The 17,010-nt window shown below is 58.5% G+C and carries 8 protein-coding genes and 4 pseudogenes; 3 read left to right on the plus strand and 9 right to left on the minus strand.

Going from position 1 to position 17,010, the window contains the following annotated elements; genetic code table 11:
* Positions 1 to 217 precede the first annotated feature (217 nt).
* Positions 218 to 2,723, minus strand: a pseudogene (locus ACVWW3_RS37490) (CoA transferase).
* A gap of 403 nt (positions 2,724 to 3,126) precedes the next feature.
* Here ACVWW3_RS37490 and ACVWW3_RS37495 point away from each other — a divergent pair.
* Positions 3,127 to 3,387, plus strand: coding sequence for a hypothetical protein (locus ACVWW3_RS37495; protein WP_456651365.1), 261 nt, complete (start codon positions 3,127 to 3,129; stop codon positions 3,385 to 3,387).
* A gap of 701 nt (positions 3,388 to 4,088) precedes the next feature.
* On the opposite strand, the gene ACVWW3_RS37500 is transcribed toward ACVWW3_RS37495, so the two are convergent.
* Genes ACVWW3_RS37500 through ACVWW3_RS37520 form a run of 5 tightly spaced genes read right to left on the minus strand, consistent with a single transcriptional unit; the run spans position 4,089 to position 8,642 of the window.
* Complete coding sequence (locus ACVWW3_RS37500) at positions 4,089 to 4,952, minus strand: lyase family protein (protein ID WP_456672351.1); 864 nt, start codon at positions 4,950 to 4,952, stop codon at positions 4,089 to 4,091.
* Complete coding sequence (locus tag ACVWW3_RS37505; RefSeq protein ID WP_456672352.1) at positions 4,931 to 5,656, minus strand: lyase family protein; 726 nt, start codon at positions 5,654 to 5,656, stop codon at positions 4,931 to 4,933. The genes ACVWW3_RS37500 and ACVWW3_RS37505 overlap by 22 nt, the downstream gene beginning before the upstream one ends.
* On the minus strand, positions 5,577 to 6,788 hold the full coding sequence (locus ACVWW3_RS37510) for an ATP-grasp domain-containing protein (protein ID WP_456651363.1): 1,212 nt from the start codon (positions 6,786 to 6,788) through the stop codon (positions 5,577 to 5,579). The genes ACVWW3_RS37505 and ACVWW3_RS37510 overlap by 80 nt, the downstream gene beginning before the upstream one ends.
* Positions 6,789 to 6,799: 11 nt before the next feature.
* Entirely contained in the window at positions 6,800 to 7,825 is a 1,026-nt protein-coding gene (locus ACVWW3_RS37515; RefSeq protein ID WP_456652099.1) for a pyridoxal-phosphate dependent enzyme, read from the minus strand.
* A gap of 19 nt (positions 7,826 to 7,844) precedes the next feature.
* Positions 7,845 to 8,642 carry a GHMP family kinase ATP-binding protein gene (locus ACVWW3_RS37520; protein WP_456651362.1) on the minus strand — a complete coding sequence of 266 codons (798 nt, stop codon included), beginning with the start codon at positions 8,640 to 8,642 and terminating at the stop codon, positions 7,845 to 7,847.
* Positions 8,643 to 9,848: 1,206 nt separating this feature from the next.
* Between ACVWW3_RS37520 and ACVWW3_RS37525 the strand changes: the two genes are divergently transcribed.
* Positions 9,849 to 11,028 (plus strand): IS3 family transposase gene (locus tag ACVWW3_RS37525; protein ID WP_456651361.1). Its coding sequence is split into 2 segments (ribosomal slippage): positions 9,849 to 10,126 and positions 10,125 to 11,028, totalling 1,182 coding nucleotides; the frame shifts between segments, so codons are not numbered across the junction.
* A gap of 519 nt (positions 11,029 to 11,547) precedes the next feature.
* Here the strand turns inward: ACVWW3_RS37525 and ACVWW3_RS37530 are convergent.
* Both ACVWW3_RS37530 and ACVWW3_RS37535 read right to left on the minus strand, forming a co-directional pair.
* Positions 11,548 to 12,580: pseudogene (locus ACVWW3_RS37530) on the minus strand (IS110 family RNA-guided transposase).
* Between the two features lie 244 nt (positions 12,581 to 12,824).
* Positions 12,825 to 14,350: pseudogene (locus tag ACVWW3_RS37535) on the minus strand (ISNCY family transposase).
* A 574-nt stretch (positions 14,351 to 14,924) separates the two neighbouring features.
* Here ACVWW3_RS37535 and ACVWW3_RS37540 point away from each other — a divergent pair.
* Positions 14,925 to 15,977, plus strand: a complete 1,053-nt coding sequence (locus ACVWW3_RS37540; protein ID WP_456672353.1) for a KamA family radical SAM protein — start codon at positions 14,925 to 14,927, stop codon at positions 15,975 to 15,977.
* Here the strand turns inward: ACVWW3_RS37540 and ACVWW3_RS37545 are convergent.
* Positions 15,928 to 16,581, minus strand: a pseudogene (locus ACVWW3_RS37545) (reverse transcriptase domain-containing protein); the annotation flags it as partial. The gene ACVWW3_RS37540 and the pseudogene ACVWW3_RS37545 overlap by 50 nt on opposite strands.
* Positions 16,582 to 17,010: the final 429 nt, after the last annotated feature.

Consider the following 17,010-nt stretch of genomic DNA (forward strand, 5'->3'; position numbering starts at 1 on the left):
GATTCGAGGGAATCACAAAACATCAATTTGCAAGAAAACCGCCTCCCAAGCACCGGTTGCTGGCAAATCCAATCCCGCAAATTCCGGCATTTTCCTTTTGCCGCTCAATTGCTTCAGGATTTTTCACGGACGACTATGTGGTGCGTCCGTGAAGCGACCCTGCATCTCTCGTGCCGTTTGAGTGTTCGGATCGGCTGCACAAGCAGTAATCTTCTCGTCAGCTGGGCAAATACTCGGTGCTCCAGCTTTCGCTTACAACCTTCGCACGGGATAGCGCGTCAATTTCGGGGTCGCGGTATTGTAGTCGCTGCAGAACTTGGCGCGTGGAAGCGCCGTATTTTTCCGCGGGAGGCAGCGCATAGATCTTTCCGACGGCCGAACGGATCGCGCAATGATCAGCCTGCGTTACAACATGCCCGCTGGGATGGTCACGTAACGTGGAGAAGGCGTAGCTGCCTTGTTCGAATCCCCGGATCACCACTCGCAAGTCTCGAATTTTCCGATCGTATGGCCGCGATACTCTCGCAAATGGCGGCACCGACGCCGACTTCATGAAATTGTGAAACCCATTTCTCTGCGGAAGCCTTGGCGATAGCTTTGGCTAGGAAGTCGGTCAGTTCCTCCTTCGGCACATCGACAACGCCCTCAAGCCCTTTAATTCGTTCAAGTCGCGGCAGATCGCGCTCGGATGCGCTGAGCAAGAGGCTGCGGACGGACGCCGTCGTGTAGAAGCGATTCAATGCACCATAGCCCTTGCAATCTATCCCGGCCGGTTCATCGAAGGGTCCACGCCCCGCGTAGTCGTAGCAGAATGGGATCTGCAAGAGACCAGACACCGCCGATAAGGACGTGCGAGCTCGCCCTGCTTGCCCGGTCCTGACCTTCTGATACAGTGCCGCCGCAACTGCGAGAGCTGCACTGAACCCGCCCATCACATCGATAGTACCGACATTCACGTATTCATCAGGCGTTTCTGAGGAACCGCCGGCCCTCAGCATGATGCCTGTAGTCGCCTGTACGTGATTCTCGTAACCGAGATAATCGCTTCGGGGGCCGCGACGGATGCCGCCGAAGCAATCGAGCTGGCAGAAGATCGCGTCTGGATTGATGGCTTTGAGGCTCGCCGGACCAAGGCCAACCCGCGCCACCTGGCGGTCAGTTGCATTCCAGATCACAATATCAACAGACTTCACGAGCCTCTCAAAAACTTTTCGGCCAGGCGCGGATGCGATGTCCAGCAGAACCGAGCGCTTGCCGCGCATGTGAGTCATGCTGCAGACCACTGTGATCGAGCTGTCGTAAAGCGGGCTGGCCGGGTCGAGTTTGATTACCTCAGCGCCGAGGCGAGCGAGATAGCACGCTGAGTGCGGCCCCGCGATAACATTGCTCAGATCGAGAACTCGCACGCCGTCGAGCCACCCCGCGGAACTGTCGGCCTTGCTTGCCGGCAGCTGCCTGACAGGTAAGCCTGAGAATGCTGCGATGGCCTCATCAAAGGCGACCCATTTTCGCGGTGCGGGGCTCAGCATCGCTTCCCCGCTCTCCTCCAGCCAGGCGACCGGTCCGGGCTGAATCATCCGTCCATACACCGGATCATCGACTTTGATCATCAGGCCCGCGCGTTCTGCGTGATCGTCTCTGATCCATTCCCGCAGCCAACGCTGCGGTGCGGCGGGGATTCGGCTCTCACCGAAAAGTTCGTCCCATTCCGCTGCGGTGCGGGTGAGAAAGACGGTCTTCATTCGCCCGGCGATCTTGTCTGCCCATGATTTCGGCAAAGGGGACGAACTGAGGGAGACGTCAGATCGCCAGTCGCGCATCGAAAGATAGGTATTCATCTCTTCGACAAGCCCTTCCGCCAGGAGCTCGTCGTATAGACCCAACACCTGCAAACAGCGCCTGGTATGATGTTTGTGGGCTGAGCAGAGGACGAAGAACATGCGCCCGTCCTTGCATCTGTAGTTGCGGGCAAATGGATCGAGGAGTTCCTGCGTTTCCTCATAGGAGAGGTTCATCGGCAGGCCCGCTTCGCGTCGCCGGGCGATCTCGCGCTCACGTTGCGACTTATAGCGAAGCGGAAGCTGGTCGATGCTAATCGAGCTGTATGCAAGTCCCTCCATCACCGCGCATGCAAGAGGCACCTCGATCTGGTCACCAATTCCGCTGCGTTCCCGCGCCTGAAGCGCAAGCACCGCGGCCGATACCGCTAGCATCGTACCGTAGGCCGATGCCAGAGGTAGCGGCGAAAAGGATGGATCAACACCCCTCAATACTCGGTTCAACCCCAAATCAGTGAATAATCCGGAGGATGCCCCGATTACCGCTTCAAATGCGCGCCACTCGCGACGGAGTTGATCGTTGGACGCAAAGCCGGGAATGGACACGGTAATCAGGGTCGGACGAGTCTTGCGCAAAGCGCTGAAGTCGATCCCGAGGCGGCGCAGCACTCCCGGGCGGAAATTCTCGATCACGATGTCCGCGTCGCTGATCAATGTTTGGGCTTGCGACAAACCTTCCTCAGTCTTTAAGTCCACCGAAACGATCAGTTTGTTTCGATTAAGGGTCGCATTGGCCGGGCTGTCCCAGAGGGGACCGGATGGCGGGTCGATATGTACGACAGTGGCGCCAAGATCGGCGAGGATCATCGCCACTGCCGGGCCGGCGATGTACTGTCCCAAATCAACGACCTTGACACCGAAGAGCGGAAGGGTTGACGGCTGCATAGCTACTCCTTCATGAGGCATTGGTTTGCCGGGTGTGATGCGTTCACAGGTATGCCGCGTCTAACGCGCGGGACGATTTGCTGTTCGTGTGCTCGCCGGGAATGACTCTCCCCAGTGCGAGCGTCTTGCAAGACGAAACGTATCAGACGGTTTGTGCCAACGCGTTGGTTGCCGCTGGTGTGGGCGACCGAGGCTCCAACCGTCAATGAGCCACCGGCATTGCAAGCTCCTAGGGAGTCCGCCTGAAAAATGCCCTCGTCGGTAGTGTTCGCACGATGCTATCCACTCGACGGTCATGATCAGGACGGCCTCTGTCAAGCGCTGAACCCACTGCATTCACCGGTACGGCCCCTCCCGGTAATCATGATCCTTGCGCTATTCTCGTTGAAACATGCGTTAGATCATGAGAAAGGGACTCCATCATCATCCGGCAGAGGCCCGCGATGTCGTAGCTTGGCAGGTTCGTCATGCGACGGATCGCTCGCGACACGGGCGGGAAAGCCGTGCACTCGAACAAAATCGCATCTATCGATGGGTGGGCAGTGAGGAGACGGGAGATGCAGGCCGCGACATCCGCCTCAATATCGGCAGTTTCGGTATATACTGGCGGACGCTTCATTTCGTTCTGGTGCAATTTACCTCCTTCTACGCCGCCAATCACTAATCTCGATCGTTGACTGGGATCTACAACGCGATGCACGCGTTCGCTGGCATTTCTCGAATCAGCAGAAAGGACAGCGATCTTGGAAGTCGGCCGCAGTTGGCCAAGCAATGCCGGTACCAAGAGCAAGGCCGATGTGACGACTGGCACATTCACCGTCGCGGCCACAGCGTCTTGGTGTCGGATAAAGGAGGCGCAGTTTGAGCTTATCGCAACAGCGCCTCTTTGGACCAAGCGCTTGGCCGCTGCGATCGTGGCTGGACCGATCGTTGGATCGCCGCGCATCGCAATGTCTGCCCAAGCTCCCTCAACTGTTTCCGAGATGACTGGAAACGCAAACGTCGACGGGTGGAGGAGCGAGCCGAGCCTCGGAGGTGGAGGTTTCGGCCCTCTTTCGAGGTTGAGAATCCCTAGAGGATGGGACTCGTATTTAGTCATAAGGCAGTCTCCCGAATCACAAGCCACGTTATTAAGCGCCTCACCAGTGAACTTGGGACGGCTGTCGAGCAGCCCGTATTCCCAGCGCGACAGCGTCTCGCCCGGGGCCGGAGCCACGAGCGCGCAAGTTCTGAGCACCGGCCGCGATGGCGTCACCGCACGTGGCTTTGAGCTCAACGACTCTGAGGTTCTCCGCTTTCGCTTGCGGGTCTGATCACCCGAAAGCTTGTCCGTGAACTCCGGCACCTCGTCTCTCATGACTGGGTTCATTCCCCCTCCATGGGCCCCTTCAGGGCGGACGCGTCGAAGCTCCCGATTGCAGATCGAAGTTCTTCTCGAGCGCGGCTCCAACCAGCGCCGAGATCACGCAAAAGAGCGCCTGATCGTTCGATGCTCTGTTCAAGCTCGTCCAGCGCAGTCGCAACGGCATCCGGAGCGGGCCCACCTCCAGCTCGAGCCTTCCGCGCGATGACGCCTGGCGCCGGCGATATCTCGGAATTGAGCATCCGACCACCTTGCATGCTCGCCAGGAGACTCGGTGCGCCGCATTCGAGCGCTGTCGTAACCAACTGCCCGACTTCGTTATGGGCGGAACGAAAATCGAGATCGCTGCTGAGGGCAAGGCGAGTCGCTGTTTCCATGGCATTCACGAACGACGTTTCGACCATAGTCGAGGCCGAGTCTTCGGCGACATTCAACCCTGAGAAGCACAATCGGATGAGGCGTGCCGCCCCAATGGAATAGTCAATCCCGGACCAGACATGCCGAGTAGCTTCCGTTCCGACTGCCACACAGTTCGTGAAGGGGGTACTATGCATCCCCGTGACCGTGGCGACGAAACAGCCAATGATCGCGCCTGCCTTTCCCTGCACCTGCTCGAGAAGGAAGGGATTGCGCTTATGCGGCATCGCGGAGCTAGAGCCGACCAGTTCGTCCGGTAGACTAGCCAATCCCGCGTCGCCGACCCACAACAGCAACGTTTCGGCGATGCGGCTGAGAGTTGATCCGAGAATCGCACAACCTGCCAACAGGCGAAGGATCAAATCCCGAGATGCCACGCTGTCAATTGAGTTAATTGGTGGCATCGCAAAGCCGAGCAGCCTCGCCGTCAAGTCCGGCAGGATGGGCAAGGTCGTGCACCACCCCCGACGCCAGCCCCGAGGCAAGAAAGGTTGAGGAGCGGATGCACTGCCAAAACCGCATCCAGATCGCGCGCGAGGGCGCTGGCGAACGCAGCCAAATGGTGCGCGAATGTGGATGGCAGTGCGGGCTGACGATGCGTGTGTAGTGGGAAGATTGTCTCAAGGTGGTCGCGAGCCAGACTGCACAGCACTTGCAGAAGCTTGATTAATTCACGTGCCAATTCCTGATAAGGCGCTCTCAGCTTCAGCTTTACGAGGGTCGCATTGATATCGTTGCGGCTGCGGCCGAGATGCAGATTACTAGCTTCCTTGCCGATGGCCGAGCAGAGATGATCCTCATAAGCGAGATAGGAACCGCGCGGGGCACGGCAAGCTGCGACGCTCTGGAAGGCTCCGGCCTGCAACTTGTCAAGCTCTGTCAGTACTCTTCTGGCGAGATCCCGGTCGATCAAGCCAACGCGCTCAAGCATGATGGCCTGGGCTCGATCAATGTCAGCGTAGAAGGGTAGCTCGTCGTTTGCTGCGCGTTGAAGATCGATATCGAAGACGATAGCGCTCGCTTCAGGATCGAGAGCTGATTTAATGCGGCCTGTGCTTCCCAAGATGATCTCCTTATGCACGACAGATGAAAGCGACGGCAGCTGCGGCACGCTGAGCCGCAGCTCTCGGGTCGTCAGCAACTGCGATGACATGACCAATCCGGTCACGGAAATCGTTACAGCGCCTAAATTGTATTGGCGGTGTCCGATATAGAACGAACTCCGCCAGTCCGAAACGATCGACAGCACGCTCATGGTTCTGTGGAACGGCAAAGACTCCATCGCGCTCCGGCACGATGAATCGAATCGAGCCGTGAGAGCCTCCGATTAGACGTTGCGGGGGCATTCCGAGCAGGCTACGAAGGACCGCTAGGACCGGGTCAAAACCCGTGGCGTGCCGAAAAAGGCTGGGGATCGAACCGCCAGCGAGGCGCGGATTTACCTCGATAATCGTAACACAACCCTGGTGAAGCCGCAGCTCGACATGAGCTGGTCCTTGCACATGGCCCAGGGCCTTTATGGCGCGAAGCGCTTCATTTGCGATTTGCGCGCGCAACCAAGGCGAGACTGGTGCTGGTACATCGTGTCCGATCTCGACGAAATGCGGAAGGGCCCCAAGATGTTTGCGCGTCACACCGATGATGTGGCTATCGAGAATCTCGACGGAATACTCCTCGCCTGCAATATACGACATAAGAAGGGCACCAGCCTGCATAGGACGGCCACGCACGTCATTCGTGGTGACAAGGAGCTTGCGCAAAGCTGTAACTGCATCTGTCTCGGTTTCCACGAGGGTGACCCCCATGCTGCCAGTACCGCTGATCGGCTTGGTGACTGCAGGTAACCCGACCTGTGTAATCGCGTTGTGGATATCGCCGTCGGCGCTGACTTGGGCGCAATTAGGCACGCCGATGCCCGCCGCCCGCAGGGCGGCCGCCTGACGGCCCTTATTACGGCAAAGCGCGATTGCGTCGGGATCCGGACCCGTGAGCCCGAGACGTTTGGCTTGCAGCGCAGCCGTGTAAAGGTAGAAATCGCTAGAGGTCGTTAGCAGCTCGATCGGCATGGCCGCGGCGACGCTATCGATTGCGGCCGAAACAGCAGCTTCTGAAGTCGTTTCGCATATACGTAGGTCGAGCTCCGCGATGCCAGGCAGAAAGGCATACCGCTCCGGTGAAGCGGTAACAAACACCGGAACGAGCCCCAGTTCTTGTGCACGCAGAATAAATTCGGCGCCTGAGCCTGTAGTATTAGATTCAATGAAGATCGCCGCTGAGTGTGCCATTCGTTTATGCTTCAGTTCGCGGAATGCCGATACTCCATCACCTCGGCTAACGAGCGGCGACTCCAGTTGAAACGGCACCAGCCGTTATCAGCATGAAGCGGGTGAGGGACAAGGACAGGCTCGGTCGCGGCGAGCTCGGCGTGATAGCCGTTCGCCTGCATCCATCTCGGATCGTAGATGTTGTGCTCGTAGCGGTTGCTGTCATCGGGAAAGACGGCAAGCACTTTGCTTTTTGGAGAGAGATCCGCGTACCATTTGGCGACGAGATAAGCCGCCCCGCTAGTAGGCCCGCGCTTTAACGAAGTCTCGCGATGAAGTCGGTGCGCCGCTTGGTATGCTTCGTTCGCACCAAGCCAATGAATTTCATCGAACGCCTGGTGAAACAAGTTGCCAGGTAGAATGCTGTTGCCGAGACCACGCAAATCGCGTTGATTGACCGGTTGGCCGAATAAGATGCTGCCGAAGGTATCGATCCCAACGAGTTTCATTTCCGGAAAGAATGCGCGGCAATAGTGCGCAAGCCCGCAGGATGAGCCTCCAGACCCTACCGCTGCAACCAAAGCGTCGATCTCGCCGAATTGCCTGATCGCCTCCGCAGCGGGACGCGCATACGAAAGGCGATTGCCAAGATTGTCATATTGTCGTGACCAAATAGCTCCAGTTCGGTCCACAAACTCAAGGAGCGCATTCTTCCGGAGCAACTGTACGTTGGCGTTGGAGGCTGTCGCCTCGACAAGGTGAACGTCGGCCCCCAGCTCCTCCATTGTGCGTTTAAGCGGTGGCTCGATAGCGCGGTCGCCAAAGATGTGCAATTTGAGCGAGAATTGCATGCAAACGATGGCGAGGGCGAGAGCCATCGTTCCGCTGGACGTTTCAACAATCGTCGTGTTGCGGCCGATTTCACCGTTGCGAAGACCGGCTTCGATGATGTTGAAGGCGGGGAATACTTTCATTAGCCTGAAATCGATCGCGGCCAAGTTTGGTCGCAATGAAACGATCTTCAGGGGCGCATGAGCACTGATGATGTCCGATAGCATGTCCACCAAGTGTTGATCCTCAATATGGGGTCGAGAAACTACACAGCTGACTGAAGCCTAGGCGGCTAATTGAGGCTCTAGCCTCGTCCAGTCGGTTGTGAAGGCCGGGGAGCTCCGGGTCGAAGATCAGGCCAGCGACGGTACCACTATGGGCTACGACAATACCGGCCGATCCAGTGTCTTCCTTGATGCGCTGGAGTTCGTTGAACTTCGGCTTCTTAAGCGGATTCTGAATGGCGGTCTCGCTCTGTATGGCGGAGAAAGTCGCAACGCGGCCGACGAGTGCGACGCTCTGCTCTGCAATTGCACGCTCTAGGACTGCCAAGGCGCACTCGAACGCCGCGATCTGATCACGCGAGTAGCGCGCTCGCCGGAGTCCGTCGGTTCCGATGCCGCCCTCGGCCGAGCCTGTGTCAAACCCCAGAATCAACATTTGTGGGAGAGCACCGTTGAACACTCGGACAATCTTGCCCATTCGATGGGCGAACAGAATGGTGCTGCTGGTGCAGTCAAACATCAACGAGTCACACGCATGCTCGGCAGACACGGCAAGCTTCGCTTGTAGATGAGGCGCCGGAGTCACTCGGACCCCCCGGTAAGCTTCGACGGCTTTGGCGACCGCACGGATCGAGGCGACTACGCAGCTCGTAGACGAGCCCATGCCGACGCCTTCCGGCACCGACGTGCTAACTTCTAGTGTAGCCCCCATGTTCCTCATTGCTAGAGCATCGAGGGTGACCCGAGCGGCGATCTCACATTTGTGGAAATGACCAGGTCTCACTTCGACACCGGTGCGGCCGACCTGGGGTTCGAACATCCCAATGCGGCTCGGCTCTAACGTCGCACGGGCTTCCGATCCATCGACGTGTGGCATGTGAACTGAAACGAGCGCACGCACTGTGCGGCGCTGCCCCCTATCTTTGACAGTGAAGGCTCCCTGCAGCAGCTCGCCGAAATGAGGGTGGCAAGTAGCCACCCCGTATGGCTTCGCGAGCGAGTAGGAGCGGGCCTGTGTGTTGTCCGTCCGAGGCATTGGAATAACCATCATGTTGCTCCTGTGGTGTTACCGTGCGAGTACATCGCCAATGACTTAACGAGAGGGCAGCAAAAAAGCCGATGGAAATGGTCTCCTCTATGTTGTTCAGTGCTGCACCAATCGCACTTGTTCATTTACAAATAACGACATTGCCACAGCTCCAAATGTGATCTGCATCAGTCCATTATTTGCGCAGTAGCGGACCACAAGTAATCCCCACCCGTGGAATGAGGCCCCCGGAAGTGACAATTTTGATGTTATGAATGCCTCGCTTCAGGTGAACGCATACTTCTTCTGCGTTTGGGACCTACCTAATGGATTTCGCAGCGGCACATTTAGCTAGGCGCAAAGATCGGCGCACCTACCAAGAGTGAGAGTCCGCTGTTAAAGGTCACGCCTTGCGAGCGGCTATCGAGCCATGGTGGGCATTTCGGTAATGCATTGACGTTGCTCAGCGCTCAAGCCGGAATATTCATTTGGGACTGGGCAGCGGGTCATTGCGGTCTCAAATTTCCTAAGCCAAAAGTCCCGCCAGTCCAGGTTGCGTCCTTGCTTCAGCTAAATAATCTGCCGCGACGTCGACTTGTAAGTCTGGTAGATGTCAAGCTGGCCGGTTTGCTACGCTCGAACGATAGCACCCGCGGTCTTATCGCCCGGTGCCATCTAAGCTGTCGTCTCGGCTTGTGCCGAGTCCTGTTCAAGATCCGACATGCAGTTCGCGTTGGCGCACAAACTGCTCGTGAGACACCTTCTTCATTGTGGGGCCGAGCTTCTCGATGAGAATGCCCGCGGCTAGACCTGGTGCCTCCCTGCGCCAGACGGCTTGCTTCCTCGACGCGTAGCATCGCCTTGAGCATCATCGTGGGGAGCCGATCATCGGCACCCATTCGTCGACTGTACAGAGCCGGCTCTGGAAATCTGCACAGGACGTTAAGTGGAGTTTCTGCCTGACGACGGGCACGATAGGCCCGCGAATCAGGAGAGACGATGAGCAGACGAGCACGCCGGAATCACTCACCGGCCATCAAGGCGAAGGTGGCTCTGGCCGCCGTCAAAGGCGATCGGACGATAGCCCAACTGGCCGAGCATTTTGACGTTCACCCCAATCAGATTACGGCGTGGAAATCGCAGCTTGAGGGCAATGCTTCCGGGATTTTCGGACCAGGGGGCGGGCCGCCGGCCGCGCCCGCAGTCGATGTGAAGTCGCTGCATGCCAAGATCCGGCCGTTTCTATCCCACAGGGGGAGCGCAGCGCCGCGCATAGTTTTTTAGAAGGAGCGCTCACCAAGGCGGGATTGCTGAGCGCAAAGCGATGATCGACCGTGGACACGATCTGTCGATCACCAGGCAGGCGGAAGTTTTGGAGATCAGCCGCGGCAGCGTTTATTATCTGCCGCGCCCGGTGTCGTCCGCCGACCTCGCGATCATGCGGCATCTGGATCAGCTGCACCTGGAGTTCCCCTTCGCCGGTTCGCGCATGTTGCGAGGCCTGCTGGCTGCCGAGGGGAGCAAGATCGGTCGCCGGCATGTGAAGACGCTGATGCGGCGGATGGGGATAGAGGCACTCTATCGCCGTCCGCGCACCACCAAGCCCGAACCGGGCCACCAGATCTATCCGTATCTGCTGCGCGGTCTGGCGATCGAGCGGGCCAATCAGGTGTGGGCGATGGATATCACCTACATCCCGATGGCACGTGGCTTTGTCGATCTCGCCGTGGTGCTCGACTGGGCGACCCGCCGGGTTCTGTCGTGGCGGCTGTCGATCACCATGGAGGCGGCGTTCTGCGTCGAGACGCTGGAGGACGCGATGGTCCGTCACGGCAAGCCCGAGATCTCAGCGCAATGCCGAAGGCATTGTCGCGACAACACCGACCAGGGCAGCCAGTTCACCGGGGCGGCCTTCACCGGCGTCCTCGCCAGCCACGGCATCGCGATCAGCATGGACGGCAAGGGCGCCTGGCGGGACAACGTCTTCGTCGAGCGGCTATGGCGCAGCGTTAAATACGAGGAGGTCTATCTGCGAGCCTACGAAACCGTCGGCGAGGCGCGACATTCGATCGGCCGGTATCTCGACTTCTACAACGCACGAAGGCCCTATTCGAGTCTTGACGACATGACCCCGGATCAAGCCTACTTCAACCTTCCGCCGCTCCGCGTGGCGGCCTAATCTCGGCAGAGGCTCCACTTATCGACGCGGAAAGTCTGTTCAGACAAGCGAGACCAGCTCTTACCTATCCTGGGATCGATTCACAGCCAGTGGTTGCCTGGCTGCCTGCCGTCGTTCCGTGTGTCGCGCCCTCGGTCAATCATCTAAAGCGAGGCATCGGGCCACGTGTCCCTCGCTTAGCGAGTTGCGGAAGTGATCTAACGCCTGGTCGCGCCACTCCGAATCGACGATCCTATTATAGCGCGACATATGTGGAACGGCCCCGCGGGCAAGTGTTTTTTTAGACATTCGTCCTCCGGGAACGGTGCGGTCATATGTCCGGCCGTTCAGCGCGGTCGTGGACCGCTGGCCTCGATGAAATTCGCGATGCGAGGGGCTGATCAATCTGACGCGCTTTAAGCGCATTGTCGCGCCGGCCTCTCTCGCCTCGGGATTTCGTCCCGTGGGGTCATCGTCTAACGATGCAACTCGCCTCTGTCCGGCTACGTGCCGGGCAGTCTGTTCTGGTCGTCGTTCGGCTCAGGCACGTGCTGCGCCGCTTGCCACGCCAGTATTTCGATAGCTCCCGCCCTTGGTGAGGAGCGCCCAGACGATCCTCGCGATCTTGTTGGCGAGCGCGACCGTGACTACCTTGAAAGGCCGTCGCGCCAAAAGCGAGATTAGCCACCGCGGCGCTTTCTCGTTGCCCTTCACGCGTCGCAAGACCGACGTCGCGCCACAAACAAGCAGCGGGCGGAGCGTCGGATTGCCCATTTTCGATATGCCGCCGAGCCGATGCTTGCCGCCGCTAGAATGGGGCTTTGGCGTCAGTCCCAGCCAGGCGGCGAAGTGACGGCCGGATTTGAATCCTTCGGGATCCGGGACCAGCGCTTTGACGGAAGCCGCCGTGATCGCTCCAACGCCCGGAATTGTGATCAGGCGCCGCATGTCCTCGTCACGCTTCACCTTGCCGACGATACCTCGTTCGAGCTTATCGATCTGGCGCGTCAACGCATGGATCTGATCGGCGATTTCAGCCAAAGCCAAACGGGCGGCTTTTGGCAGGGAAACGTCCTCTTCGTCCCGCACGATCTCGATCAACTCTGCTACTTTCGCCGTGCCGGTGGCGGCTATAATGCCCGGCTCCGACAAATGCCCGCGAAGCGTGTTGATCGCCTGAGTTTGCTGGCGGAGTAAAAGAGCGCGCGCGCACCATGGCCGAGGCCTGCTGATCGGCCGATTTGATCGGAACGAAACGCATGGTCTTGCGGGTCACACTTCGCTGATCGCCTCGGCGTCGGCAGCATCCGTCTTGCCCCGTTTCACGAACGGCTTTACGTAAACCGGCGGAATCAAGCGCACGTCGTCACCGAGCGCCGCAATCTCGCGCGCCCAATAATGGGCACTGCCGCACGCCTCCAAGCCGACCAGACACGGCGGAATCTTTGCGAAGAAGCGCAGCACGTCGGCCGACGCAGTTTTCGAAGAAGATCGGCGCGCCCTCGGCATCGGCGCAGTGTATTTGAAAAACGTTCTTGGCCAAATCCAGGCCGATGGTGCTAACCTGATTCACGGAACGGCTCCCTACCTTGTGGCATTGCCAGCAACGACCCACGTTTTAGCACTTTGATGCTGTCGGTAACGGGGCCGTTCCACACCATCAATCTGGATGGGAAGCCGTATTGCCGCATGTAGCGATGCTCTCGATTGCGATCGGTTGCCTCATTTATTTTGCTCCGGAGTTAGATGAGGAGGCCGGTTGCGGAGATGGCCAGGGTTTCGGAGTGCCCCGCCTCCTCCGCTGGTTCCTCATCCCATCACTGTGGTGTTGTGACCTCATAAGTCGATGGCGTCTTGTCCGTAGGAGCGAACAGCAGTGCATTTGCTTGCTCGCTGCGCCAGGATTTGAGGCGATGCTGAAGCGTTCGAAGTAGCGTTTTCGGACAGGCCCCAGGATATTCCACCTGTAGTCGGGAGAGTAGTACGCTATCGGTCCGCCACGGCTCAGCTTCAAACCATTTTCGCAGATCTGGCGTTATCACGATGAGGGGATCGGGACGACGCCGCCCTCTCTTCGCTTTCGCGATGGGCCGATCCGTCGGTCGCAGACCTTCTTCCTTCCGGGCGGTACGAAGGCTTTCCAGGAAGATATCGATCTGTTGAGATGCCATAGCAGCATGGGCGACTCGCTGGGTATCCGCGAGCGCCGTGAGGCGTTCCTGTGCGGCAAGGATATCGCGCAACAACGCGACCGGGTCGAGAGCGGCATAGAGTTCTTGGAGATGGACACGAACAGCGTCGGTCGTGCGGGCGTCGCCGGCCAAGCGCTGGTGTGGCGTCGCTGGCGCGCGCTGTATGTCTTGCGCACACGCGCGCCGTCGCGCTGCTTGGCTGCCAACTTGAACGAGGGCTGGAAGAAGTTCACGAGCAGCGCGCCTATCGATAGAGTTCAGCCAGCAGCTTGGCCGCTTCCAAACCCTCGAACCGACGATAGCCGACCATCCTGCGCACGATAGCACCGTTCGTCTGCTCGACGAACGCCTGGTCGTTCTTCCGGTAGGGCGGCAGCGCGCGAAGACGATGCTGGCCGTATCGCAGTAGGGTTTCAGCGTCTCATCCATGAACACGGTATCGTTGTCCGTATTGAAGCCAAGCAACGCAAACGGCAATTGTTTGCGCAATTCCGTCAAGACCGTGCTCAACAGCGTCTGTTCCGCACGATCAGAGGGCGCACTCCGTCCAGCCGGTCGCGATCTCAGTGAGTAAGAGGGTTTGGATGAGGCTGCCGCGCCCCGACGGTCCGCTGTGCGCTACGAGGTCCGCCTCGACCAATCCCGGTGCCGGATCGGTCCAACCTGCCGAGGTCCGTATTTGGAATACTGCGACTCAACGAGTGCGTCGCGTGCCGTCGGCGCTTGCGACCCAACCCCTCTCGGACCGCACATTGGCGTGGGTGCCGATCGTTGCAGCGCTCATCGCCAGAAGCTTGTCGCGGATCTCGGGAGTGAGAACGAGGTGGCCGTGCCGTTCCATTGCCGCAATCAGCGCAGGCATCAGCGCCTTCAGCCGCTTCCCGCAAATCCGGTCTGACGCCTCCCAAAGGAGCGCGAGAACGTTGTGTTCTGCCCCGTTATACACCCGTCGTCGCGTCCGCCGACCTGGCCGTCCGCCTTCCTGACCTCGAAGAAGCCATCGCGTGCTTGCGATGGAATCCGGTGATGTCGGCGAACTCATCTATATCCTCGCCTTCTTCGCGCGATCCGACGTCCGATAGCGCGGCTAGCGTCGCCGTCAGTTCCTTCCGCATCGCCATGCTCAGCCATCCCGTCTTTGCCCCGCTCATTCCCAGTCCAAGGGAGCAATTTACGTGAGGCAACGGCTCAGCATCCCGCAACGATTAAGGCGAGGCAGTGCGCACTTCCATCCCGATTGCCGCGCTAGGCTTTCTCAGTCGTCTGACAGGCCGCCATTCGTCAGAGCGGGTTCAAAAGGATCTTCCGTCAAAAATGAATCTCGATCGGAGCAACGCAATTATCGCGCGCCGGGGTTCTCGGCGTCGGTGTAGCTCGATCGAGCAAGGCCCTTCGCATGCGCGTCTCGGATGAGTTGTAGCGGGACAAGGCTCTCGGTCGTTCTCAATGACCTGCGGCAAGGTTCGGAGGCTGACATCCACCTGATCCCAGGACCCATTGATCATCGAGAGGATAAACATTCGCGGCTCATTGGATTGTTGTGTCCGATTGAAGACATGCATGCTCTGAGCCGAACAAACTGAAGGACAACTCTCCACTAATGGCGGGGCGTAAAGGTGCATTGCATGGACGAGCCACCACTCTTCTTGGCACGCAGATTGCTGAGAAGGGACAAATTAGGTGTTTGCGCCGACGATCTCGCGCTCTCCGACCAAAGGAGTTCAAATGAAGCCTTCTTCACATGACATGCACGATGCAGCGGGCCTACCGGTCACCTGTGGCGATCGCTCACCCCAGTCATCATCCGCAAGTATGAAGCCGCCGCTCCGCACAACAGGCATGAAATTCATAGATGGCGCTCGCCCAATTACGGAGGCGGAGCTGCAAGCCCGGAACATCACGCGCTATCATGTCAGCAATTTTTATGCTGAACAGATCGCAAACAGTGGTTACTACGACCAGCTAAAGTACATTGTGGAGCCCTCAGTCCAGGAGTTGGATAGTCCCGGCGTTTTGGATACGAGCGGCGAGCATGACAACACCGTCGTGCCCGGACTTCAACACAAGTACGCCCAGACCGGGCTGTTGCTGGTAACTAGCCGTTGCGCTTCTTATTGTCGGTTCTGCTTCCGCAAACGGCTTGTTGGCAGAGACTCCGACGAAGTTGTACCAGACCTCGCGAAAGTTCGGCAATATATTAGCCGCCATCCTGAGATGACGAATGTGCTCCTATCAGGAGGAGATCCGTTCGTTCTTAGCACGGCAAAGCTCGACGAAATTCTTACAAATCTGCTCCCGATCCGACATTTGGATTCCATTCGGATCGGCACGAAGCTCTTCGCCTTTGAACCAAAGCGCTTCGAGGATCCAGCTCTACCTGCTTTCTTCCAACGAATCCGTGATGCTGGTAAAACTGCGGTGCTTGTCACACATTTCGATCACGTCGGTGAGATCTCGGTCGGTGCTGAGCGGAATATCCGTTGTTTGCGTGCACAGGGAGTGCAGTTCCTCAATCAATCTGTGCTTCTCGCGAAAGTTAATGATAATCCTGAGGTCTTGGCAGCGACATTTGCCAAGTGTCACCAAATGGGTGTCCGTCCTTACTATCTCTTTCAAGCAAGGCCGGTGAAGGCCGCATCCCATTTTCAGGTTCCGCTTCGACGCGGATTAGAGATTGCGCGCGGCGTCACTCAACGTCTCGCGGGCATCGAAAAGACGTTTAGATACATCATGTCGCACTATTCAGGAAAAATCGATGATCCTCGATCTTGGAGATGATGGGCGCGTTTATATGCGATATCATCAGAACAAGTTCCCGGACAGAGTTGGAAAGATCTTTTCCAGGCCATACATCGAGACCGCTTGCTGGTTGGACGATCTGCCCGAATGATGATCGAGAGGTGGATTGATGAGTGTTTCCAGATCGTGGTCGAGTAGCTCGGCCATTCGGCCTTGTCTTGGGCCGCCGCTCGCCGCGCCGCTGACGCGAGAGGGCCGCAAACCGGCCAAACTCGATCAGCCGCGTCTTGTCCTCATGAAGCGTCAGACCGAAGCTGGCCAGCCGCGCCCTGAGGGCCAAAAGCATTTCTTGCACATCCACCTTCCTCTCGAAGCCCATGACGAAGTAATCCGCATAGCGCACGGTCACTATGCGGCCGCGTGCGTGGCGACGGCGCCATTGGTAGGCCCCGAGATCGAGGACGTAGTGCAGGAATACGTTGGCGAGGAGCGGGCTGGTGCCCGCCCCTTGCGGGGTACCCCTGTCCGCTTTTTGCTTCTCGCCGCTCTCCAGAACGCCGGCCCTCAGCCACAGCTCTATGAGCCGCAAGATGCGAGGATCGGCGATCCTGTGCGCCACCATCCGCAACAGCCACTCGTGGTCGACCGAGTCAAAAGACTACTCGACAGACTACCCACCACCGCGCGCATCATCTCGACGACTATCCCGATCAGGTAACTATCGTTCGGTCGCGCCATCCCTTTGAGGGATCTGCGCTTAATGTGCTTGGCTGGTGTCATCGACGCGGCGAACTTCATCTGACGCTTGTACTGCCCGATGGTACCCGTGCCCTTGTACCGGCCGCGTGGACAGATCTGCCTATCGCACAACATTTACCGCGTGCAAGCCCGCAATGCGCTCGAGCGGCATTCCTGGTTTCCCACGCCGAGCTGCTGCACGCCCGGACGATCGTCGACGCTTTGCTGCGGCAATTGGATGCCGCGCATACTGTCCTGCCAGCGGAATCGGAGGACAGCCATGCAGCAGCTAAGCTTTCTCGACCCACCACCTCAGCGCGGGGCCGTACCCGTA

This window comes from Bradyrhizobium sp. LM2.9, from assembly GCF_054056555.1.